Source organism: Mixta tenebrionis, assembly GCF_006517625.1.
Taxonomy (GTDB): domain Bacteria; phylum Pseudomonadota; class Gammaproteobacteria; order Enterobacterales; family Enterobacteriaceae; genus Mixta; species Mixta tenebrionis.
The window spans coordinates 232,833-256,558 of the sequence record NZ_VHQI01000002.1; the positions used below are offsets into that span (position 1 = coordinate 232,833).

The 23,726-nt window shown below is 58.2% G+C and carries 17 protein-coding genes; 3 read left to right on the plus strand and 14 right to left on the minus strand.

What is annotated here, in order from left to right:
- Nucleotides 1–1,422 carry an APC family permease gene (locus FKM52_RS03990; RefSeq protein WP_141174901.1) on the minus strand — a complete coding sequence of 474 codons (1,422 nt, stop codon included), beginning with the start codon at nucleotides 1,420–1,422 and terminating at the stop codon, nucleotides 1–3.
- A gap of 109 nt (nucleotides 1,423–1,531) precedes the next feature.
- Nucleotides 1,532–2,929: an ornithine/lysine decarboxylase DokD gene (gene dokD, locus FKM52_RS03995; protein WP_141174902.1), complete on the minus strand. Its 1,398-nt coding sequence runs from the start codon at nucleotides 2,927–2,929 to the stop codon at nucleotides 1,532–1,534.
- 212 nt (nucleotides 2,930–3,141) lie between these two features.
- Here dokD and FKM52_RS04000 point away from each other — a divergent pair, with 212 nt between their 5' ends.
- Nucleotides 3,142–4,569: a sigma-54 interaction domain-containing protein gene (locus tag FKM52_RS04000; protein WP_141174903.1), complete on the plus strand. Its 1,428-nt coding sequence runs from the start codon at nucleotides 3,142–3,144 to the stop codon at nucleotides 4,567–4,569.
- Nucleotides 4,570–4,697: 128 nt separating this feature from the next.
- Here the strand turns inward: FKM52_RS04000 and fdhF are convergent, their stop codons facing one another.
- From fdhF to ygfK, 5 genes are all read right to left on the minus strand, one after another.
- Entirely contained in the window at nucleotides 4,698–6,857 is a 2,160-nt protein-coding gene (gene fdhF / locus FKM52_RS04005; protein WP_141174904.1) for a formate dehydrogenase subunit alpha, read from the minus strand.
- A gap of 99 nt (nucleotides 6,858–6,956) precedes the next feature.
- Nucleotides 6,957–7,091 (minus strand): hypothetical protein, encoded by a 135-nt coding sequence (locus tag FKM52_RS22070; RefSeq protein WP_281284965.1) that lies wholly within the window; start codon nucleotides 7,089–7,091, stop codon nucleotides 6,957–6,959.
- A gap of 4 nt (nucleotides 7,092–7,095) precedes the next feature.
- A complete protein-coding gene (locus FKM52_RS04010; RefSeq protein WP_141174905.1) occupies nucleotides 7,096–8,565 on the minus strand; it encodes a nucleobase:cation symporter-2 family protein in 1,470 nt (489 codons plus the stop codon).
- Between the two features lie 368 nt (nucleotides 8,566–8,933).
- Nucleotides 8,934–10,259, minus strand: coding sequence for a putative aminohydrolase SsnA (gene ssnA, locus FKM52_RS04015; protein WP_141174906.1), 1,326 nt, complete (start codon nucleotides 10,257–10,259; stop codon nucleotides 8,934–8,936).
- A gap of 2 nt (nucleotides 10,260–10,261) precedes the next feature.
- A complete protein-coding gene (ygfK, locus tag FKM52_RS04020; protein ID WP_141174907.1) occupies nucleotides 10,262–13,366 on the minus strand; it encodes a putative selenate reductase subunit YgfK in 3,105 nt (1,034 codons plus the stop codon).
- 319 nt (nucleotides 13,367–13,685) lie between these two features.
- On the opposite strand from ygfK, the gene FKM52_RS04025 reads away from it, so the two are divergent.
- Nucleotides 13,686–14,519, plus strand: coding sequence for an XdhC family protein (locus FKM52_RS04025; RefSeq protein WP_141174908.1), 834 nt, complete (start codon nucleotides 13,686–13,688; stop codon nucleotides 14,517–14,519).
- Nucleotides 14,520–14,526: 7 nt separating this feature from the next.
- Here FKM52_RS04025 and arcC read toward each other — a convergent pair whose 3' ends face one another.
- From arcC to ygeW, 5 genes are all read right to left on the minus strand, one after another.
- The gene (gene arcC, locus FKM52_RS04030) at nucleotides 14,527–15,456 is read right to left on the minus strand and encodes a carbamate kinase (RefSeq protein WP_141174909.1); all 930 of its coding nucleotides are present in this window, start codon (nucleotides 15,454–15,456) and stop codon (nucleotides 14,527–14,529) included.
- Nucleotides 15,453–16,853, minus strand: a complete 1,401-nt coding sequence (hydA, locus tag FKM52_RS04035; protein ID WP_141174910.1) for a dihydropyrimidinase — start codon at nucleotides 16,851–16,853, stop codon at nucleotides 15,453–15,455. Before hydA ends, arcC begins: the two co-directional genes overlap by 4 nt.
- Nucleotides 16,854–16,896: 43 nt before the next feature.
- The gene (locus FKM52_RS04040; RefSeq protein ID WP_141174911.1) at nucleotides 16,897–18,114 is read right to left on the minus strand and encodes a YgeY family selenium metabolism-linked hydrolase; all 1,218 of its coding nucleotides are present in this window, start codon (nucleotides 18,112–18,114) and stop codon (nucleotides 16,897–16,899) included.
- Between the two features lie 17 nt (nucleotides 18,115–18,131).
- Complete coding sequence (gene dpaL, locus FKM52_RS04045) at nucleotides 18,132–19,331, minus strand: diaminopropionate ammonia-lyase (protein WP_141174912.1); 1,200 nt, start codon at nucleotides 19,329–19,331, stop codon at nucleotides 18,132–18,134.
- Between the two features lie 76 nt (nucleotides 19,332–19,407).
- Entirely contained in the window at nucleotides 19,408–20,598 is a 1,191-nt protein-coding gene (gene ygeW, locus FKM52_RS04050) for a knotted carbamoyltransferase YgeW (RefSeq protein ID WP_141174913.1), read from the minus strand.
- 224 nt (nucleotides 20,599–20,822) lie between these two features.
- On the opposite strand from ygeW, the gene FKM52_RS04055 reads away from it, so the two are divergent.
- The gene (locus FKM52_RS04055; protein WP_342777789.1) at nucleotides 20,823–22,673 is read left to right on the plus strand and encodes a sigma 54-interacting transcriptional regulator; all 1,851 of its coding nucleotides are present in this window, start codon (nucleotides 20,823–20,825) and stop codon (nucleotides 22,671–22,673) included.
- Here FKM52_RS04055 and FKM52_RS04060 read toward each other — a convergent pair.
- Nucleotides 22,651–23,241: an NTP transferase domain-containing protein gene (locus tag FKM52_RS04060; RefSeq protein WP_141174914.1), complete on the minus strand. Its 591-nt coding sequence runs from the start codon at nucleotides 23,239–23,241 to the stop codon at nucleotides 22,651–22,653. The two genes, FKM52_RS04055 and FKM52_RS04060, sit on opposite strands and share 23 nt — an antisense overlap.
- A 22-nt stretch (nucleotides 23,242–23,263) precedes the next feature.
- Nucleotides 23,264–23,725 carry a (2Fe-2S)-binding protein gene (locus FKM52_RS04065; protein WP_141174915.1) on the minus strand — a complete coding sequence of 154 codons (462 nt, stop codon included), beginning with the start codon at nucleotides 23,723–23,725 and terminating at the stop codon, nucleotides 23,264–23,266.
- Between the last annotated feature and the right edge of the window lies 1 nt (nucleotide 23,726).

Consider the following 23,726-nt stretch of genomic DNA (forward strand, 5'->3'; position numbering starts at 1 on the left):
TTATTTTCCTCCCTCAACGCCCAGGCGGGCATTGCGTTTCTGCGCCCGGTGATAAATCCATTCGGCTACGATAATCGCCAGCAGCGCGCCGCCGATAATTTTGCCGGCGTACTGGAAGTAGCCGCCCATATCGATCTGGGAAGGCGGAATAAACAGCAGCGCGACGGCGAAGGCGATAGACAGGAAGCCCAGCGCCGGCAGCACCGCAGGCAGAATGGCGCCGGGGATTTTGAAGCTGCGTGGCGTATCGGGCTGCGTTTTACGCAGGCGCCAGAAGGCCGGGAACATCACCAGATAAGGGATGAAGTAGGTAACGGTAGTCAGCGCGGTCAGCATCCAGTAGGCGGCGGCCACGCTGGGCGAAATAAAGGTAGAGAAGCAGAGTACGGTAACGATAATCGCCTGCACGGTCAGCGCGAAAGCGGGCGTTTTCCAGGTGGGATGCAGTCGTCCGATGCGCTCGCCCAGCAGATTATCTTCGCGTGACGCTTCCTGCAGCATATAGATCGGGCCAACCAGCCAGGAGTTAATTTGCCCCAGCGCGCCAAAGAACATGCAGATCGCCATCACCGGAATCAGCCACGGCATATGCATGGTTGCGGCAGCGGCCTGCATCGCCTGCATCACCCCGGCGACAATATCGGTTTCGCCGGCGGGCAGCAGGGTATTCAGCGCCCAGCTGCCGATCATATAAATCCCGACGATAACCGCGGCGGAAACCGCCATCGCGCGCGGAAAATCACGCTGCGGATTGCGGGTGCGTCCGGCGATCATCGGCGCCACTTCCAGGCCGGCAAAGGCGAACATCATGCTGGAGAGGAAAACGATGGTATCCCAGTGGCTGAGATCCGGGATCCAGTTCTGCGCCGTGCTGTAGTCGGTCTGCATTTTATGACCGGTAGCCAGCCAGACGATCGCCAGCAGAATCAGAATGGCGGAAGGAATAAATACCCCGCACCAGGCGCTGACGCTGTTGATAATTTTGGTCCACTCCATGCCGCGGATATTCATCAGCGTCAGCAGCCAGAAAATCACCGCCGAGCCAATGCCGATAAAGGCTTTATTTTCCGCCAGCCCGCCGCCGAACATATAGCCCAGCGCGGTAAAGCCGAACTGCAGCATCAGCGGAAAGAACAGCACGCAGGAAAAAAGAAAGCAGACCACCACGATCCAGGCGATACGCTTGCCGAACGCCTCTTTAATCCAGACAAAAATGCCGCCGTCTTTGGGCCAGCCGGTAGAAAGCTCGCCGCAGACCATCGCCAGCGGGAAAAACAGGCAGAAGGCCGCAATAAGCCACAGCAGCATGGCGGATGCGCCATAGGGCGCGACGTTGGGGATCTGTCGCAAACTCAGAATGGCAATGACATTCATAAATACAATGTCTTTAATGCCCAGTAAGCCAGAATTATTACTACTCATGGCTATCTCCTGTTAACTATGCCGGGGCATCGCTGCCCACCTTAAACGGCCAGAAAAACCGGGCGGCGTGATAGTCCGCCGCGCCGGTGAAGGCCGCAGAAACGGATACTTAATAGATGTCGTAGCCGACCATATCCTGATAGGTATCTTCGCGACGGATCAGGCGGTCTTTGCCGTCTTTATCAATCATTACCACCGCGGTGCGCGGGCGGTTGTTATACACGGTCTGGCTTTCGATGGTGTAGGCGCCGGCATCAAGGAAGGCGACGATATCGCCGACCTGGGTAGTCTGCGGCATCAGGAACTCTTCGCCTTTTACGCCGACGTGGAAATAGTCGCCGCCGTCGCACAGCGGGCCGGCCAGTTTGATCCAGGCGTCATGCTGTTCGGTAATGCGCGAGGCGTTGTAGACATAGAAGAACCAGTCGAAATGCTGGCTGTCGGAGAGCACGCTGTAGCCGGCATCAACGAATTTCCACTCCACGTGGCACTCGACGTTGCCGTCCAGGTCGTAGTTGGTTTTGCGTTTTTCACAGGAGACTTCGGTCAGCAGCACCGCGGCGGAACCGGTCACCTTACGGCCCGGCTCGATGCAGATCTCAATATCGGTACGCCATTTGTGTACTTCAGCAATCACCGCATCAGCGAAATCCTGGGCGGTAATACCGGCATACATATTGTCCTGCAGCGGATCGCCGTTCTCTTCGTCATATTTATAAGGCACCGGAATACCGCCGCCGACGTTGATGAGATCGAACTTAATGCCCAGCACCTCTTCCAGGCGACGGGATTCGTCCACCAGCACTTTGGTCGCTTTGGCGAAAGGTTCTGATTCCGGCACCTGATCGCCCACGTGCATATGCAGGCCGCGCAGGTGTACGTAAGGCATTTCCAGAATGCGACGGCAGGTCTCTTCCGCCTGCTCCAGATCCAGACCAGATTTGGCGTGGAAAGCGGTTACCAGTTCCGCGTGGGTTGCAGAAGGCACGTTCGGCTCAACGCGCACGCAGACGTTGGCGGTTTTTTTCAGCTTGCGGGAGATGCGATCGATATGATCCAGCTCGTACAGGCTGTCGACGTTGATCAGGTAGAGATCGTTAGCGATGGCGTATTCCAGATCGGCCGGTTTTTTTACCACGCCGTTGAACACGATCTGATCGCCGCGGAAGCCGATCTCCAGGCATTTACGCACTTCATACTGAGAGTTGGCTTCGGCGCAGATGCCGGCGTCGCGAATCGCCTGCAACACGCTCATTACGGAGCAGGTTTTAGAGGCAAAAAAGGTTTTGGTGTTTTTATGGGCGGCGAATGCCTGCTGGATCTCCTGAATATTGCGGACGATTTCCGCTTCAGAGAAGACATAGAACGGCGTCGGGTAGCGGCGCGCCAGCGCATCGAGATCGACGCCTTCGAAACAGAGACGGCCGTCACGCTGCTGGAAGCGACGATCGTTGGTAATCGTCCGGGTACGCAACTGGTTATAATTTTGAAGAATGGAATCAGACATAACACCCTCTGCATATAAGTTTGTTGTAAGCATTCATTGGTTTTCAGAGGATATATGGCAACAAACGTACCAGGTATTTAGTTATTAAAAATCAATAAGTTGAAAATTTTACGCCGCAATAATTTTTGCCAGTTAGTTTGCTATTCATCATAATGACGAAAATTCGTCACCGATATAATGGCGTTTCAACAGGCAAAACGCAGGATGATGTTATGGCATCCACCAACCGGGAACTGGCCGCCGCGCTGAAGATGTTTTCGCGCTTTTTCGATCTGATTCATCAGCCGCTGGCGGTGATTAATGAACGCGGCGAATACGTTTATTACAACCAGGAGAGCGCCGATCTTGATGGCTATACCATCGAGCGGGCGATGGGGAAACATCTGCTGGATGTCTATCCCACCATGAAAGAGTCGCAGAGCACCATGCTCTCTTCGCTGAAAAACGGCGAAGAGTTTATTGGCCACTATCAAATTTATTACAACGCGCGCGGACAGGCGGTTGATTATCAGCACTCAACGGCGCCGCTCTACAGCAGCCGGGGCGAGATGGTGGGGGTGATCGAAATCGGCAGGGATATGTCCGGCGTGCGGCGCCTGCAGCAGCAGGTGGTTGAGCTGAACAGCCTGCTGTATGCCGATCGCCATGAGAAGCATCACGCCATCGTTACTGAAAACCCGGAGATGCTCAGCAATATCGAAAAGGGCAAGCGCATGGCGGCCAGCGCCATTCCGGTTACCATCGTCGGCGAAACCGGCACCGGTAAAGAGCTGTTCTCACGGCTGATCCATCAGTACAGCCCGCGCGCCGATAAGCCCTTTATCGCCCTGAACTGCGGCGCGCTGCCGCCGACGCTGATTGAAAGCACCCTGTTCGGCAGCGTGCGCGGCGCCTTTACCGGCGCGGAGAACAGCCAGGGCTATCTGGAGCTGGCGAACGGCGGCACGCTGTTTCTTGATGAGTTGAACGCCATGCCGATGGAGATGCAGAGCAAGCTGCTGCGTTTTCTGCAGGATAAAACCTTCTGGAAGCTGGGCGGCCAGCAGCAGCAGCGCTCCGACGTGCGTATCGTGGCGGCCATGAACGAGGCGCCGTTTGAACTGATCCAGAAAGGGCGGCTGCGCGCCGATCTCTTCTACCGCCTGAGCGTGGGAATGCTGACGCTGCCGCCGCTCAGCAAGCGCCCGCAGGATATTCCGCTGCTGGCGAACTACTTTATCGATAAATACCGCAACGATGTGCCGCAGGAGATCTACGGCCTGAGCGAAAAGGCCCGGCTGGCGCTGGTCAATCATCCCTGGCCCGGCAACGTCAGGATGCTGGAGAACGCTATCGTGCGCAGCATGGTGATGCAGGAGGAGGATGGCCCGCTGAAAACCATCGTTTTCGAGGAGGACAGCGGGTTCGATCTGCGCGCCGACGAGCCGGCGGCAGGCGGCCCGCCCGCCTCGGCTATTTACGAAGCGAAAGGCTCGCTGGAAGCGCGCGTGGCGCAGTATGAAAAAAGCCTGATTGAGGCGGCGCTGGATAGCTATCAGGGCAATATCGCCGCCGCCGCGCGCAGCCTGAATATCTCACGCACCACGCTGCAGTACAAAGTGCGCAAATATGGCATTCGCTTTGGCGTAAAACATGGCTGAGCAGGGCTAACAGCGATCTGGCGGCAGGGGGATCCCGCCGCCGTTAACGGGGAGCGCGGCGATAAACGCCGCCGTAAACCAGAGGTAAAACGAGCCCGCCGTAACGCAGCCGCTACGGCGGGGCTTTATTACTTCACGCTCTCTACCAGCGCGCTGTCACGCAGGTGCGTTTTCAACTTGTGGTATTCCTCCGCTACGTAACGCTCCGCTGCCGCCTGGTCCGCTATCGGCTCAAGACGCACTGCGCAATACTTGAACTCCGGCGTGCGCGTGATCGGGCTGAGATTCTCGCTGACCAGCTCATTACAGGCGCCGATCCACCACTGGTAGGTCATATAGATCGCCCCTTTGTTCGGGCGATCGTTTACCAGCGCGCGCGCGATAACCCGGCCCGCGCGCGATCTGATCCACACCAGCTGCTGGTTGCCGATGCCGAGCTGTTGCGCATCCTGGCTGTTGATCTGCACGTAGCCTGGCTCATCGGCCAGCGTGGTCAGCGCGCTACAGTTGCCGGTCATGGAGCGGCCGCTGTAGTGGCCTACCTCGCGCACCGTGGAGAGCACCAGCGGATACTCCTCGCTGAGGCGATCCTGCGGCGGCTGCCAGTCGCAGGTGAAGAAGGCGCCCAGCCCGTTGGGGCGGTCGAATTTCTCCCCGTACAGCCACTGCGTGCCGGTATCCTCCGGCGACTCGTCGCGGCATGGCCACTGCACGTAGCCCAGCTCGCCCATTTTCTCGTAGGTGGCGCCTTTGAAAATCGGGCAGAGGCCGCGCAGCTCGTCCCAGATCTGCTGGGTGTTGTCGTAGTGCATCGGATAGCCCATGCGGGTGGCGACTTCTCCGATAATCTGCCAGTCGGTCTTCAGATCCCACTTTGGCTCCACTGCCTTAAAGAAGCGCTGGAAGCCGCGGTCCGCTGCGGTATAGACGCCTTCATGCTCGCCCCACGAGGTGGAGGGCAGAATCACGTCCGCCGCCGCCGCGGTTTTGGTCATAAAGATGTCCTGCACGATCACCAGCTCCATATCGGTAAACGCCTGGCGCACCGCAGAGAGTTCCGCATCGGTCTGCAGCGGATCTTCACCCATAATCCAGGCCGCCCGCACCTCGCCGTGCGCTACCCGATGGGGCAGCTCGCTGATGCGATAGCCCGGTTTTTCCGGCAGCGAAGGCACGCCCCATGCTTTGGCGAATTTTTTCCGGTGCTTCGCATCGGTCACCGTCTGGTAGCCGGGGAAGGTATCCGGCAACGCCCCCATATCACAGGCGCCCTGCACGTTATTCTGCCCGCGTACCGGGTTGACGCCGGTGGCATATTTACCCAGGTGCCCGGTCAGCAGCGCTAGGCTGGTGAGAGAGCGCACCGTCTCCACGCCCTGATAGAACTGCGTGACGCCCATGCCCCACAGGATGGTGGCGGTGCGGGCGCCGGCGTACAGGCGCGCGGCGCGGCGGATATCCGCGGCGCTGACTCCGGTAATGTCGCTGACCGATTCCGGCGTGTAGTTCGCCACGATGTCACGGTACGCTGCAAAGCCTTCGGTTCGTGAGTTGATAAAACTGGTGTTATGCAGTTTCTCCTCAATAATCACGTGGCCGATGGCGTTAAGCAACGCGATATTCGAACCGTTTTTCAGCTGGATATGCATATCGGCGACGCGCGCGGTTTCAATACGCCGCGGATCGCAGACGATGATCTTCGCGCCTTTCTGTTTCGCCCGCAGTATGCGATTGGCGACGATCGGATGGGAATCCGCCGGGTTGTAGCCAAAAATAAACAGTAAATCTGTGTCTTCCATTTCCGTAATGGAGTTACTCATCGCGCCATTACCGACCGACTGGTGCAGACCTGCAACCGAAGGGCCGTGTCAAACGCGTGCGCAACAATCGACGTTGTTCGTTCCCAGCACCGCGCGGGCGAATTTTTGCATCACATAGTTGGTTTCATTACCCGTGCCGCGCGAGGAGCCGGTGGTCATAATGGCGTCGGAGCCATACTTCTCTTTGATGGCGCTCAGCCGTTGCGCCACGTAATCCAGCGCGTGCTCCCAGCTTACCGGCTCCAGCTGGCCGTCGCGCTGGCGGCGAATCATCGGCGTGGTCAGGCGCGGCGTCAGCAGCTGGGTATCGTTCAAAAAGTCCCAGCCGTAGTAGCCTTTCAGGCAGAGCGTTCCCTGATTATTTTTTCCTGCTGCGGGCTCCGCGCCGACGACGCGGTTATCTTCAACCAGCAGCCTCAGCTTGCAGCCTGAGGCGCAATAGGGACAGACGGTCATTACTTTTTTCATTATGTTCACTCCCCCTGACGTGTGGAAAGGTGTCAGGTACTGTGGTTAAACGGCCGATGCGTCAGCTATCCTGCGGTACGGCATCGGTCGGCGTCTTGCTTACATCAACAGCAACAGGTATTGAAAGCGGCTCTCGATACCCAGCCGCATCGCCTCTGAAAGCGTGGCGAAAACCAGCAGGATGGCGATCGGCGCTAACAGGCGGCAGAGCCAACGCAACAGACGGGGATACATACGCTTACTCCTCCTGTATCTGCTGTTTTTGCACCTTACGCAGCAGCAGCCACATCCGCACCGTTCTGACCGCGACTTCGCGCGCGGCGGTATTGGACGGCAGCGGATCTGGTCCCGGCTGCTCGCAGGTGGTGCAGGCGGGCTTCACGCTTTTCGCGCCGTTCAGCGTCAGGTTGGCCAGAATCGCAATCACCGTACCTATGGTAATGCCGCTGTGTAAAAAGAGCTGCATCATCGGCGGGAACTGGGCGAACAGCCCCGGCACCAGTACCGGCATCAGGCCCAGCCCCAGCGTCAGGGCGACTACCATACTGTTGTTATTGTTACGATAGTTCACGTGGCCCAGCGTACGAATGCCGGAAACCGCCACCATGCCAAACATTACTACGCCTGCGCCGCCAAGGATAGGTTTAGGAATCACCACTACCAGCGCGGCCATCTTACTGAACAGCCCCATCAGGATCAGAATGATGCCGGAAACCGCCACCACAAAGCGGCTGCGTACGCCGGTCATGCCGATCAGGCCGACGTTCTGCGCAAAGGCGGCGTAGGGGAACAGATTAAACAGGCCGCAAATAGTGGTTGCCAGACCGCAGGCGTTCAGCCCGTTGCGCAGCATGGTGGGATCGACTTTTTTCCCGGCGATATCGCCGGTCGCCATCATCGAGGACATGGTTTCCACCATCACCACCACCATCACCATCGAAAGCAGCGCCACCGGCAGCAGATGAAACTCCGGAGTGGCGAAGCGCATCGGCTGCGGCAGATTAAACCAGGGCGTGGCGTGCACCAGCTGGAAATCGAGCGGGCGGAAAAAACTCCAGATCAGCGAGCCGGCAATCAGCCCAAGCAGAACCGCGGTATTTTTAATCAACCCGGAAGCGAAGGTATAAATATTAAGGATGATAAACAGGGTGACCGCCGCCAGCAGCAGCGAGAGCAGGTTGCCGAAATCGCTCAGCTCGCTGTTGCCGCCGCCGATCCAGCTGCCGGCGACCGGCATAATGGAAAGACCGATAAGCGTGACGATCGATCCCATGACCACCTTGGGAAAGAAACGCACCAGGCGGCTGATCCACGGGGCGCAAATCAGGGTGAATATCCCAGCGACGATCACCGCGCCCGATATCCCGCCGAGACCATACTCTTTGCCAATCAGCACCATCGGCACCAGCGCGGCAAAGGTACAGCCCTGAATCAGCGGCAGGCGACAGCCGATCCAGCGTCCAATGCCCAGCGACTGGGCGATAGTCGAGAAACCACAGATAAACAGATCGGCGCTGATTAACAGAATGATCTGTTCCGCAGGCAGACCGACAGCGGAGCCGACCACCAACGGCACGGCGACGGCGCCCGCATACATCACCAGCACGTGCTGCAGGCCATAAATGAACATCTGCGTAACGGGCAGGATCTCATCAACTGGCGCAGGCGGGGTTAACGATTGTGAAGGGGTAACAGCAGATTCTTTCATGGGGCGATCTCTCCTTTACGGCTCCCAGCGTTCCTCATGGAGCTACGATTCGAAGGCGTAAGCCTCCCTGAGGCTGACAATCTTCATCAGCATGAAGCGCCTGTGGCGCGCTCTTTTTATGCGTAAGCCGTGCCAGGCGCGTAAGAAAGCGGCGGCGCAGCAACATATCTGTGAGACGGGTCACGGGTTATCCAGCGGGGCGAAAAGGAAAGGCGCGCGGGGCGCAGTCGGCTCTCATTTAGTTGCTTATCAGCAAAGCACTATTTTCTCACTTTGAGAGAGCGCGGCTCAATCCGGGAATTACAGGCAAAAAAATACCAGAGTCGCCTCTGGTATCGGTAGGATTGGGGATGAGTAAAGAGTGCGGCTCAGAGCGCGGCCATGCGCTGCCACATTTTCTTCGCGGCGACGCGCGCCTTGTCATACAGCGGCGCGATCGGCTGCGCGAAGGCGCGGTCTTCATAGACCCGGCGTCCGGCGACAATCACCGTATCCACCACCGCGCTGCTCATGCCGAAGGCCATGTGGCCGGCGAGATTGTCGGCGCAAAGCGGCGTCGGCTCGGCGTAATCCAGCACGGTAATATCGGCGGTATAGCCGGGCGCCAGCCGTCCGAAAGACTGACCGAAATTGCGCGTCAGCAGTTCGTTGCCGTTATTCAGCATTTGCAGGAAACGATCGGTGCCGAGCGGGCCGCCGGCGTCGCGATGTTTAAACCAGGCGAACTTCAGCTCTTCGAACATATCGGAGCCGATGCCGTCGGTGCCCAGCGCCGCCCATTTTACCTGCGGCAGATGCGGATTATAGCCGACATGGTTGTTCATATTGGAGCGGGCGTTGTGCACCAGGAAGGCGTTGTGGCTGTTAAGGCACTCTATCTCCTGCTCGCTGAGCCACAGGCCGTGAGCGATCAGCGTCTTCTCGTTCAGCAGGCCGAATTTTTCCAGCCGCAGCAGCGGGTCGAGGCCGTATTTATCATGGCTGTGCGCCACGTCGTAGCGATCTTCCGCCACGTGGATATGCAGGCCGCGTCCGGTCTCTCTGATGGCGTCGCGCAGCAGCTCCAGCCCGGCGTCGGAGACGGTGAACGGCGCATGGGCGCCGATATGCGCCTCAACCAGATAGCTTTGCGGATCGGCCTGCTTCTCTTTGTCGATCAGCCGGGCGAAGGCGATATTTTCCTCTACCCCGGCCTTCAGCTCCTCAAGGCCGCCGTTGCGATCGGTGGTTTCGAAGCAGGTCATGCCGCGCAGGCCGGCATCGAGGAAGGCCTGGCGCAGCACCGCCAGCGAACCGGCAATAAAGGCGGGCGACGCGTGGTGATCGATTACCGCCGTACAGCCGCCTTTGATCGCTTCCAGCGCGCAGATCACGCCGCTGTAATAAAGCGACTCTTCATCCAGCGCGCGATCGAGCCGCCACCAGAGGTTTTTCAGCGTGGAGATAAAATCGGGGCAGGGCGGAATCGGCGCCATCACCCCGCGCGACAGCCCGGAGTAAAAGTGGTTATGCGAGCAGACCAGGCCCGGCATCGCCAGCTTGCCGTTCATCGGCTTAATCTGCGCGCCCGGATATTCGCCCGCCAGGCTCTGACCAACGGCGACGATTTTATCGCCGTCAATCACGATATCCACGCCCCGCTCGACGCGAGAGGGGTAAAGTTCGACCAGGGTACAGTCTTGCAGTATCAGCATGGCTATTCCTCCACGACGCCCAGCAGATAACCATGCTGGCGGCGAGTGTAGTTAATGATGGTGGCCATATCGCTCAGCGACTCAGGCAGATCGACGATCTGCTGCTGTTCATCCAGCTGCAAATGCCAGACCTTGCCCTGATGGCGGATATGAACCCGATTTTCATCGAGCAAGAAGCCAGGGTTGGTGCTGTTTTCAAAGTCCTGCGGCAGGCTGAAAACGGTGATCTTGTCTTTGTAAGGTTTACCCTGCCACGGACAGAACTGGGCGCAGTTGCCGCATTCGTTGCACAGCGCATCGAGATGCAGGATCTGATGGCGGCTGCGATAGCCCGGCACGGCGATCGCCACGTTGGCGCGGTTGGGGCAGACGTCAACGCATTTGCTGCACACATAGTTACAGGAGAGGCAGCGTTCCGCTTCCTGGCGCGCAAAGGCGTCGGCCGCTTCGCTGGTAATCTGCCGTACGGCGATGGCGCCTTTACGGGCATAGATATCCAGCGGATGGGTATTGAGGTAATAGGCGGGCGTTTCGCCGCTGGCGATATTCTCCCTGGCGAGGATGGCGTCGGTCGCTTTGCGCGCGCCGCCGATAGCCGCCACGATAGAGGAGGGGCCGCTCTGCACGTCGCCGATCAGGAAGACGTTTTCCAGCGGCGTTTCCAGCGTTTGCGGATCGACCACCGGCCAGCCATCCTCGCCGACGGGCACGCCCATCGCGCGCAGCTTATCGCCGTCAGGCTGTTCGCCGGTAGCGGTAATCACCGCGTCGAAATGCACCGTGCGGGTTTCATCCGTTTCCACCGGACGACGACGTCCGTCTGCGCCAGGCTCGCCGGGCTTCATTACCCTGATCAGCATGTCGCCGTTTGTTTCAAAGCGTTCCGGATTAGCCAGCGTCATAAAGCGTACGCCTTCCGCTTCCGCGGCGGAAATTTCCTCCGGCCAGGCGGGCATATCGGCGCGTTCGCGGCGGTAAACAATGGTTACGCCCGTAACGCCGTTAATGCGCAGCGCGGCGCGCGCGCAGTCCATCGCGGTGTTGCCCGCGCCCACCACGGCGATTTCGCCGCGCAGGGTGGTTTTGCCCTGGTTGAAGGTATCGAGGAAATCAAACGAGCGCAGCACGTTGGGATTTTCACCCGGCAGCCGCAGCGTATTGGTTTTTCCGGCGCCGATACCGATGCAGACGTAGTGGAAGCCCTGACGCTTCAGCGCGTCGACGGTAAGGTTAGTCGGGCAGTCATAAACGAATTTCACCCCGTGATCGGCGATAAAATCGATATCCTGCTGCACCAGCTCCGCCGGAATACGGAAGCGGGGAATAATATTGCTCACCACGCCGCCGGCGTTCGGCGCGCGCTCAAACAGCGTTACGCGATGGCCGGCGCGCGCCAGGAAGTAGCCGGCGGCCAGCCCGGCCGGACCTGCGCCGATAACCGCGACCGGATGGCGATCGCCGGAGCCGGCCGGCTTATGCCAGCGCTTGCGATAGCTCTCCCAGCCTTTTTCGCGCACGATCTCTTTCACTTTGCGAATGTTCAGCGCATTGTCGTAGTCCATACGCGTACAGTTGTACTGGCACTGATGATCGCAGATATGACCGGTAATCGAAGGCAGGGCGTTACGCTGATAAATCAGCGCCAGCGCGTCGGCGTAGCAGCCGGCGCCCGCCAGACGCAGATATTCCGGAATATCCTGCTTGATGGCGCAGGCGGTTACGCAGGGCGCCACGTAGCAGTCGGTCAGCGGCAGAGGACCGCCCGCATCGATCTCTTCTTTTCCTTTCCACTCTTTCTGCGCCCATTCGGCCTTCAGCGCATGGTCGGCCAGCGTATTCAGTTTGCCGACGTCGATAGTTTTCCGCCGCCACTCCCAGTCGGTGCGGCCGTCAAGAATGCGGGCGCATTCGGCGAGGCGCAGATAGCCGCCCGGCTTCAGCAGGTCGGTCGCCATGGTGATCGGCTGGATGCCGGTGGCGAAGATATCGGCGATATTAAACTGGCTGGCGCCGCCGGAGTAGGAGATCGGCAGGTGGCCGTTGAAATGACGTGAAAGCAGCGCCGCCACGTTAATGGACAGCGGGAACAGGGCGCGCCCGGACATATACATCTCTTCGCCGGGCAGGCGATGTTTATGGTTGCGGGTGCCGAGGGTGTTGGTCAGCTTAACGCCGAACGAAAGCTCTCTTTCCGCGCCCAGCGCGATCAGACGTTCCAGCATCGCCAGCGCCTGATCCAGCTTCAGATCGTGATCGAAGGAGGCTTCATCCAGCAGGATATAGTCAAAGCCGTTGTTATCGAGGATCTCGCGCGCTTTTTCATAGCCCAGCAGCGTTGGGTTGAGCTTCACATAGGTGTGCAGGTTTTTTTCCGTCAGCATGTAACGGCAGATCGATTCGATCTCATTCGGCGGACAGCCGTGCATGGTGGAGAGCGTCACGCTGCGCACCATCTGCGGGGAAATTTTACCGGGCAGCGCTTCCAGCAGCGCGCCGTCCGCTTTTTTCAGCAGCTGCCAGTCGCCCTGACGGATAAACTGCGCCAGCTCGTCGCGGTAGCGGTTGAATTTCTCCGTTTTACCGGCGTCGATGGTTTCATCGATAAATTTCTGCATCGGCGGCTGGGTAATGCCTTTCAGGTCATAGCCCACGCTCATATTGAAAATAAACGAGCGGCCCTGACCCGCGCCGCGCGGCGAAAGGATCGTTTCCAGCAGCCAGAGCGCCATCCACGCTTTCAGGTATTCATCCCAGGCTTTATCCAGCGTCAGTTCCGTTGACCATTCGGTGTTGAAGGCCTCGTCGCTGGCGTCGATACAGGGTTTTTCCAGCTCCAGCCTGTCGAGGATCTGAACGGTTTTCAGTTCGATAAAGCTGCCGCCGGTCAGCCAGGCGACGATAATATTGGGAGCCAGCTGGGTATGCGGCCCTGCGGCAGGTCCCAGCGCAGTATCGCAGGTTTCACCGAACAGGGTAATTTGTCGTTCAGGATGACGGACATAGAACTCACTTTCCGGGATACCGAAAATGGCCCGATCTTCCTCATACTCGGCGCAGATGCGCGTTAAAAGCTCACGAAAGGGGACGGGACGCATGATGTCAGACATACATTGCTCCTTGCTGAAATTATTATCATGGTAGGGTGGTTTAACCGTCATCTCAGCCGCTGGCGGAAAAACCGCAGCGGAGATAAAGCAACTTCCAGGCCACTCCCCGTAACGCGGCGACTTTAGCGCGTGAAAGGTGATCTGTTTCGCATCCCGGCGGCGGCGGCGCGCAAATAGCGTGTCAGGGTGATTCACCGATTATCAAAATGAAAAAAATGAGAAAATCTCTACGCGACGATTGCCGTGGGCGCGGCAACAGCGAAACGGCATAAGAGTTGCTTGTGAAAAGGCAGGAATTCCATATTAAGGGGAACGCGTTATGTCCTTATTCACTACGCTCGCACGTCTGGAAGCGCAAAATATTGCTTTTGCCATGCTGCAAATTATCGATAGTCGGGGTTCGGCGCCGCGTCACAGCGCGGCGATGGTGGTTACCGAACAGGGTGAGATCGAAGGAACGATTGGCGGAGGTATGGTGGAGAGGCTGGCGATCGAAGCGGCCCGCGAAGCTATCGACCAGAGCGCTTCCCGACTGTTTGAGGCGCGGCTGGCGCGCCAGGGCGAAAATGCGGTGGGATCGGACTGCGGCGGCGCGGTCACCGTGCATATTGCGGTCTGGCCGCGTCGCCCGCAGCTGTTTCTGCTGGGCGGCGGACACGTCAACCGGGAAGTGGCGAAGATGGCGGTAGCGCTTGATTTCGTGGTAACGGTGGCGGATACCTGGCCCGCTAATCTGGAGCATCCCGATCTGCCTGCCGTCTGCCGCCGCGTACAGGGCGAAAACTATCAGGCGATCGTGCCGCATCTTGGGCTGGATAAGCACAGCTATGTGGTGATCGCCACCAATCATGAAGACCGCGAAGCGCTCAGCCAGACGATTAATCTGCCGCTGCGCTATCTGGGGCTGCTGGCGAGCAAGCGCAAGGCGCACCATCTGCGTCACTGGCTGCGTCAGGAACATGGGCTGAATGAAGAGCAGGTTGCCCGGCTGCACTCCCCGCTGGGGCTGAAGATTGGCGCGGAAACGCCGACGGAAATCGCGGTAAGTATTATTGGCGAGCTGATTATGCTGGCGCGAACCGGCGAGACGGCGCCGCAAAATATTATTATCAAACGTGACGGCGAGACTCCGCCGGTGCGGAGCCTCGCCTGAGAAAACGCTAGCCGATAATCGTGCCGGTGCGTCCGTTGATGCCGTCGCCGGCGCGTTCCAGCAGGGTAATCAGCGCCTGCCTGCCGGGGCGGGATTCGGCAAAGGCCAGCGCCGCTTCCACTTTCGGCAGCATTGAGCCTGGCGCGAACTGCCCCTCGGCAATATAGCGGCGGGCCTCTTCCGGCGTCATACGATCCAGCCATTTCTGCTGCGGCGTATTGAAGTTGACCGCTACTTTTTCCACCGCCGTCAGGATCACCAGCATATCGGCATCGATATCGCGGGCCAGCACCGCGCTGGCGCGATCTTTATCGATCACCGCGCTGACGCCTTTCAGATGATCGCCTTCGGCCACCACCGGGATGCCGCCGCCGCCGACCGTCACCGGCACCTGTCCGGCGTCGAGCAGCGATTTCACCGCCTCGATCTCAATAATTTCTTTTGGTTCCGGCGAGGCGATAACCCGGCGCCAGCCGCGGCCCGAATCCTCTTTAACCACCACGTTTTGCTGAATCAGCTTGCGCGCCACCTCTTCGCTGAGGAAAGATCCGATCGGCTTATCGGGCATTTTAAACGCCGGATCCTGCTCATCAACGCGCACCTGGGTAATCAGCGACACGACATTTTTTTTGATGCCGCGCTTCAGCAGCGTTTCGCGCAGTACGTTTTGTAAATCGTAGCCGATATAGCCCTGGCTCAGCGCCACGCAGACCGACATCGGCAGCACCGAGTATTGCTCGGAGCTGTGCGCGGCGGCTTCAAACGCCTGATGGATCATCCCCACCTGCGGCCCGTTGCCGTGCGTAATCACCAGCTCGTGGCCCGCCTCGATCAGATCGGCAATGGCCTGGGCGGTAGTGCGTACCGCCTGCATCTGTTTTTCCAGTCCTTTGCCCAGCGCGTTGCCGCCCAGCGCCAGAACGATTCTTTTGCTCATTTCCTGACTCCCTGATTACCTTGAATAAAGGGTTTACGGCGCAGAAAGCGTCCGTGACCGGCTTTGCCGCAGAATTGCCCGTCACGCCAGACGATCTCGCCTCTTGAGATAGTCATCACCGGCCAGCCCTGACAGTCGAAATCTTCCCAGGGCGAATAATCCCCGTTGTCATGCAGATCGGCATGGTGGATGGTTTTGTTGCACTGTGGATCGAACAGCACCAGATCGGCGTCGCTGCCGGGAATTAAGCTCCCCTTTTGCGGCCACATGCCGAACAGTCGCGCCGGGTTGGCGCTGGTGAGCGCCACAAAGCGGGAAGGGCTGATGCGCCCCTTCATTACGCCCTCAGAAAACAGCAGCGCCATGCGGTTCTCAACGCCCGGCAGGCCGTTGGGACAGCGGGTGAAATCGTTGGCGGCCATCTCCTGACGCAGCGCATAGCGGAAAGTACAGTGATCGGTAGCGACCGTATCGATGCTGCCGTCGCTGATGCCGGTCCACAGGCGATCGAGATCGCTGTGCGGACGCAGCGGCGGGCTGAGCACAAATTTCAGCGCGTCGGGACGATGATAGTGATTAATATCCAACAGCAGATACTGCGGGCAGGTTTCCATCCATACCGACTGCCGGCGCTCTTTCGCCAGCTTGATGTAATCCATACCCAGACCGTTGGAGAGATGAACGATATAGAGCGGCGCGTCGCCCGCCAGCCAGGCCAGGTTAATGCTGCGCGCGATGGCTTCGGCTTCGCATTCCGCCGGGCGGCTGAGCGCGTGCCAGATCGGCGCGCCTTTGCCTTCGCGGATAAAGCGGCTGCGGTTAGCGGCGATCACCGCATCATTTTCGGGATGTACCGTCGCCAGCGCGCCGACTTCTTTCAGGCGTTTCAGCAGGCGCAGCGTATCGCCGTCGTTAAGGTGGTATTTGTAGGTCAGATAAAACTTAAAGCTGCTGATGCCCTCGTCGTGCACCATCGACGCCAGTTCATCAAGTATCGCCTCATCCACATGCTGGACCACGCCGTGAAAGCTGTAATCGATGACCGCCTGATCGCGCGCGTCGTGATGATATTGCTCCAGCTGGTGATGCAGGCTACAGCCTTCCGGCCCGAAGCCCATATGGTCAACGATAGTGGTGGTGCCGCCGCAGGCCGCGGCGCGGGTTCCGGTATAAAAATCGTCGCAGCTTTTGGCAATACCGACGTTGATATTAAAGTGGGTGTGGACGTCGATGCCGCCGGGCATCACCAGCAGGTTAGCAGCATCGATCACCTGGTCGGCGACGGAGGGGGAAATATCGGCTTCAATCCTGACGATTTTCTCCCGCTCTATCAGCAGATCGCAGCGATATTCACGCTCCTCATCTACCAGCGTGCCGCCTTTAATCAGCGTAGACATAAACAACTCCTGGGGCGCCGGGCGGCGCCCCTTTTAGCACAACTTATTTCTGTGTCTGTTGCAGCCAGGCCAGAGGAATGGCGGCGTACATCGCAGCGCAGGTGACCAGGTGAGATTTCCAGGTTTTTTCATTCGGCGCGTGGGCTTCAGGTTCTTTACCAGGGCCGAAGCCGATAACCGGAATGCCGTGGCGTCCCATAATGGAAACCCCGTTGGTTGAGAAGGTCCATTTGTCGACTACCGGATCTTTATTGAACAGCCCCTGATAGGCGGCGCTGAGCGATTTCACCGTAAAGTGATCTTCTTCCACTTTCCAGGTGGGGAAGTAGCACTCGGTCGGATAGGTCAGGCCGGTCCATGACGGACGATCGTATTGATAGAGCGATACTTTCGCTTTGGCGTTTTTCACTGCCGGCAGGGCGCGGATCTCTTCCAGCGCGCCTTCCCAGGTTTCGCCCCAGGTCAGACGGCGGTCGATGGATACCGCGCAGCTGTCGGCAACGGCGCAGCGGCTGGGAGAGGTAAAGAAGATTTCAGAAACCGTCAGCGTACCTTTGCCGAGGAAGGGATCGTCGCCGAGGCGGCCGGCCAGCTCCTGCAGTTCGGTCAGGATCGGCGCCATTTTAAAGATGGCGTTGTCGCCGCGTTCCGGCGCGGAGCCGTGGCAGCTCACCCCTTCAACTTCTACGCGGATTTCCATACGGCCGCGATGGCCGCGATAGATGCGGCAGTCGGTCGGTTCGGTACTGACCACGAATTCCGGACGGATGTTGGACTGTTCGATGATGTACTGCCAGCAGAGGCCGTCGCAGTCTTCTTCCTGTACCGTACCGGTAACCAGCAGCGTATATTCATCTTCCAGACCAAGATCTTTAATGATCTTGCCGGCGTACACCATTGAGGCCATGCCGCCTTCCTGGTCAGAGGCGCCGCGGCCGCCGATCACTTCGTCATCTTCCATCCCTTTATAAGGATCGAATTTCCAGTTATTCATATTGCCGACGCCGACGGTATCGATATGGGCGTCCATCGCCAGCAGGCGCGGGCCGTGGCCAACGTAGCCCAGCACGTTGCCCATCGGATCGATCTCCACCTTATCAAAACCCACTTTTTCCATTTCTTCTTTGATGCGGTGAATCACGCCTTTTTCGTCGCAGCTTTCACTGGGGATAGCGATCATATCGCGCAGGAAACGGACCATTTCAGGCTGATAACGCTGGGCCTGTTTCAATATTTCGCTGTAGGGAATCGTTTTAGCCATGGTGTTTTCCTCGTTAATTAATGTGAAATTCCGTCTTTGCCTTCCCATACCACTTCACGATAGTGCTGCGGATCGGTATCGCCTTCGGTACTGATGATCAACACGCGTGACTGCGGCGTGAGCTTGAGTTTGTCCATCAGCGCCTGGCGCTGAGGGTGATGAAGGATTGCTGCCAGTACGCCCATGCCGACGGCGCCGGATTCACCGGAAACCACGCGCGCGTCGTTACCGGCAGGGTTGCCCAGGACGCGCATACCCAGCGCGGCCACGCGGTCTTCGCAGGAGATAAACTGGTTAACGTTGTCGCGCAGCAGCGGCCAGCCCAGCGGGTTAGGTTCGCCGCAGGCCAGACCGGCCATAATGGTGTTCATTTCGCCGCCGACGTTAACCAGGCTGCCTTTCACGCCGGAGCGGTACATACAGTCGGCGCGATCGGGCTCAACAACAATTGCGTGCAGCGCGCCCGGACCGTAGCGATCCACCAGATAGCCGAGCACGCCGCCCGCCATGGCGCCCACGCCTGCCTGCAAAATAACGTGCGTCGGCGCGCCGCAGCCCATATCGGCGATCTGTTCGGCGGCTTCGTCAGCCAGCGTGGAGTAGCCGTGCATAATCCAGGTCGGCACCTCTTCGTAGCCTTCCCAGGCGGTGTCCTGCACCATATGCCAGCCGTTCTGCTGGGCGTGCTGTAAGGTGAGGCGTACGGTGTCGTCATAGTTCATTTCGGTGACGATACATTCGGCGCCGAGATCGGTGATGTGCTTAACGCGCGCGGCGGCGGAGCCTTTCGGCATATAGATCACCGCTTTCTGGCCCAGCGCCTTCGCCGCCCAGGCGACGCCGCGGCCGTGGTTGCCGTCGGTGGTGGTGGCGAAAGTCAGCTGTTCACGGTTCTGTTTGCGGAAATCGTCGAAGGAAAAGGTATTGATATCCATTTTCCAGATTTTGCACAGCAGCTGCGCCATCGCCCAGGTGCCGCCCAGCATTTTGAAAGCGTTAAGCTCAAAGCGCTGCGATTCATCCTTCACCAGCACCTTGTGAATACCGAGCTGGCGGGCAAAATCATCCAGCGCATACATCGGCGTCGGCTGATAGCCGGCGAGCGTGCGATGGAAACGACGCGCCTGACGGGCCGCATCGGTATTAAACACCGCGTCGCGCTGCGGATGCAGATTGGCGTTATCGGCAATCTGCATACTAAGTTCAAACTGAGACATACATATCTCCTTAGGGAAGAACGATGGCAGCCGCGCCGGATACGAACGGCCCGGCGGGCTGCGGCGGCGCGTCAGATTATTTGTAAATGCGCGGAACAGCGGCCTTAACGCGTCCTGCCAGGATCTCTGCCGGATTTTCGAACTTACGCGCCAGAATCATCGCGGCGATAATCCAGGGTTTCCAGCTCGCTTCTTTATAGGTAGGAATGCGATAGCGTTCGAAGACGCTGGCTTCGACTTCGCCATGCTGGCAGGAGACGCCGGTGATATCGGCAGGCAGGCAGTGCATGTAAAGCGCGCTGCCGTTTTTGGTGCGGGCCATCATCTCTTCGGTGCAGTGCCAGTTTTTGTGACGGGCGTTTTCCGCCAGGCAGGTCTGCTCCAGCGATTTCAGGCCGGCGTGATCGTTCTGGCGCAGCAGTTCGGTACGCTGCTGCATGATCTGCCACGGCGCCCAGGATTTCGGATAAACGATATCCGCGCCCTGGAACGCTTCTTCCATCGAAGCCACCTGACGGAAAGAGCCGCCGGAGGCTGAGGCGTTGTTTTTCGCCACGTCCAGCACTTCCGGCAGCAGGTTGTAGCCTTCAGGATGGGCGAGGGTGACATCCATACCGAAGCGGGTCATCAGGCCGATGATGCCCTGCGGTACGGAGAGCGGTTTGCCGTAGCTGGGGGAATAGGCCCAGGTCATGGCGATTTTTTTGCCTTTCAGGTTTTCCAGCGAGCCGAAATGTTCTTTCAGCCAGGCCAGATCCGCCATTGCCTGGGTCGGGTGGTCGATATCGCACTGCAGGTTGACGATTGCCGGGCGCTGCGGCAGCACGCCTTCTTTATAACCTTCGTCCAGCGCTTCGCCGACTTCGCGCATATAGGCGTTGCCCGCGCCAAGATACATATCGTCGCGGATACCGATCGCTTCGGCGCAGAAGGAGATCATGTTAGCGGTTTCACGCACGGTTTCGCCGTGAGCGATTTGTGATTTGCCTTCGTCCAGATCCTGTTGGGTCAGGCCCAGCAGGTCGAGCGCTGAAGCGTAGGAGAAACGGGTACGGGTAGAGTTGTCGCGGAACAGCGAGATGCCCAGGCCGTTATTGAATATGCGCGTATCGATATTGCCGGCGCGCATCTGTTTCAGCGCTTCGGCCAGATAGAGCACCTGTTCCAGCTCGTCGCGGCTCTGTTCCCAGGTGAGTAAAAAGTCTTTTTGATGCAGGGCGGATTTTTTATTACGGATGATATCAAGCAGATGGTTTATTTCTTTCATTATTCATATCCCTTTCGAACACTAACAGTGGAGTCCGGCTGACGGAATGCGCTTTTTCCGTGAATGGAAGAGCGTGCTGTTCAGGAATAAACAAGTTTTGTGCCAGTCTTGCTGTCAGGCTGAATTATGTGGCCCCTGTCATATTTTTTTATTGCCGTAGCAGAGTAATCTCACTTATCAGATAGGGAACCCGCTCCCTGTGTGAAAACAAGGAGGGGTTCAAAATGAGAAAAAATAGCGCTGTTATCAAAATGAGAGAGAAAATGGAATATTCCGGTCGGTTAACCGCTTTACCTCCCACTTACAGTTCTGTCTCCACGTTAATGCTCATCCAGAAAACCGTTCAGCATTTTGTCAGCCTGCTGTCGAACGTGCTGCATCTGGAAGTTGAGGTTGTTGATAATCAATTCCGCCGCATCGCCGGCACCGGCCTTTACGGCAAGCGGCTGGGGGAAGTGCCGAACAGCAACACGCTGCTGCTGGAAGAGGTGCTTGAAAAACAACGGGAAGTCGTGGTGTTTGATTCGCGCAAAAATATGCTCTGCTCAGCCTGTACCCAGCGGGAAAGCTGCCAGGAGCGGGGCTTTGTCGGCGTGCCGATTATTCATCAGCAGTACTGTCTCGGCGTTATCAGTCTGGTGGCGGTTACCAGCGAGCAGTTACAACATCTGCGTGAACATACCAGCGTTTTTATTGAATATATCCGTCACATTTCTACTTTACTGGTAGCTAATATATTAAGTTTTCAACGTAAAGATAACCAACGCGATCCTTTTTTACTTTTTCTCGTTAATAATATCAATCAGGGCGTTATTATATTTGACGAGCATTTCAAAATAACCTATATCAACGCCAGCGCGCGCTCACAGCTTAATATAAGCGGAGATATGTCGCTTAATTCAGCGTTAATTACTCCTTGCTCAACGGAAAATGATGAGCAGCTATTTACCTTCTGTCTGGATGAAACATGCTGGCAGCTGCGCGGACGCTGGTACGATCGCGGCAGTGAATCGATGCTGCTGCTCTCTACCTGTCATCATCAGCCTGCCGATGCGGCGCTGCCCTATGACAATCTGCCGATAATTAAGGATCTGCTGGGCGAATCGGCGGCGATGCGCAAGCTAAAATCGTTAATCGGGCGTATCGCCTCCAGTCCCTCCAGCGTGATGATTCTTGGTGAAAGCGGCACCGGTAAAGAGGTGGTGGCGCGCGCCATCCACCGGTTGAGCAAGCGCCACGATAAACCTTTTGTGGCGATCAACTGCGCGGCGATCCCGGAGAACCTGCTGGAGAGCGAACTGTTCGGCTATGCCAAAGGCGCCTTTACCGGCGCGGCGCCGGGCGGCAAAAAAGGGCTGATACAGCTGGCGAACAGCGGCACGCTGTTCCTGGATGAAATCGGCGATATGCCGCTGGCCCTTCAGGCGCGTTTGCTGCGCGCGCTGGAGAGCCGCGAGGTAATGCCGATCGGCGCCAGCCAGGCGATCCCGGTAGATATCCGCATCGTTTCCGCTACCCACCAAAATCTGCAGGAGAAAGTCGAGCGCGGCGAATTCCGCGAAGATCTCTACTATCGCCTGAATGTTATCCCGCTCTGTTTACCGCCGCTGCGCGAGCGCGAAGGCGACGTTGAACTGCTGCTGAACCATTTTTTAATCAGCCATGCGCAGCGTATCGGTCATCAACCTTCCAGCATCAGCTCCGAAGTGCTGCGTCTGCTCTCCGCCTGGCGCTGGCCGGGCAACGTGCGTGAATTGAGCAACCTGGTGGAATACCTGATCAACGTGGTGCCTGACGGCGCGGTGATCGACAGCTCGCTGCTGCCGCCGATTTATCATTCCATCTGGCAGCCGCGCGAGGTGGCCGCCGCTCCGGTAGTCGCCTGCAGCGCCGTCGCGGAGCCGTCGACGCCGGCGGGCAACGATTCGGAGAACGTGGCGAATCTCAGAACGGTGGAGAAAACGCTGATTGAAGAGGCGCTGATGCGCACCCGTAATAAGAAGCAGATTGCCGACGAGCTGGGCATCGGCGTGGCGACGCTCTATCGCAAAATCAAGAAGTATGGTCTGGGCTAGAGTTAAGCCGCAAAGAGAGCGCCTGATACTGCGCCGGCGTATCGAGATCCCAGTGGATCGATGCGGTCGGCACCGCTACCGGGCGCCGCCCTTTGGCCTGTATCAGACGCTTGAGGTTATCATCATCGGCCGCCGCCAGAATCGCGCGGCGCATATCGGCGGGCAGCAGCACCGGATGGCCGAATCCGCCTTCATATTCCGGCACCAGACAGCACTCATCGCTGCGCTGTTGCCACAGCGCGGCATAGACCGGCGCGGGGATCATCGGCATATCGCCCGGCACCATAAAGAAAGGGCCAGGCGCCAGTTCGCCTGCGCCGCAGCGCACCGAGGAAAACATGCCGCTGGCATAATTGTCGTTATGACATAACAGAATACGGGCATCGTCGGCGTAGCGCGCATGAAGCTCTTCGCCGCGATGGCCCGTAACCAGGATTACCCGATCGCAGAAACCGAGGGCATTGCGCAGCGCGCTATCCAGCACCGTGCCTTCGCCCCAGGGAAGCAGCATTTTCCATTGACCCATGCGTGAAGAAAGCCCCGCCGCCAACATCAAACACTGCTTCATAATATTCTCCTGGGGCATTTTATCAGGCGCTTTCCAGCACCGCTTTAATCGACTTGATAATCGGAATGTAGCCGGTACAGCGGCACAGGTTACCTTCCAGCGCTTCCTTGATCTGATCGTCACTGGGCTGCGGATGGTGATCCAGCAGCGCCTTAGCGCTCATCAATACGCCGGGAGTGCAGAAGCCGCACTGCACGCCGCCGTGACGCACAAAGGCGTTTTGCAGCTTCTGCCCCACTTTATCGTGCTGCAGCGCTTCCACCGTGACGATCTCCGCGCCGTCGCACTGCGCGGCCAGCAGCAGACAGGAGCAAACCGCCTTGCCGTTCATAATAATGGTACAGGCGCCGCACTCGCCTACGGAGCACCCCTCTTTGGTGCCGGTCAGCTCAAGATCCTCACGCAGCAGGTCGATAAGGCGGAGATTATCCGCCACTTCACGCTGAACACGGATGCCATTCACTTTTAGTTCGATACGATTCATT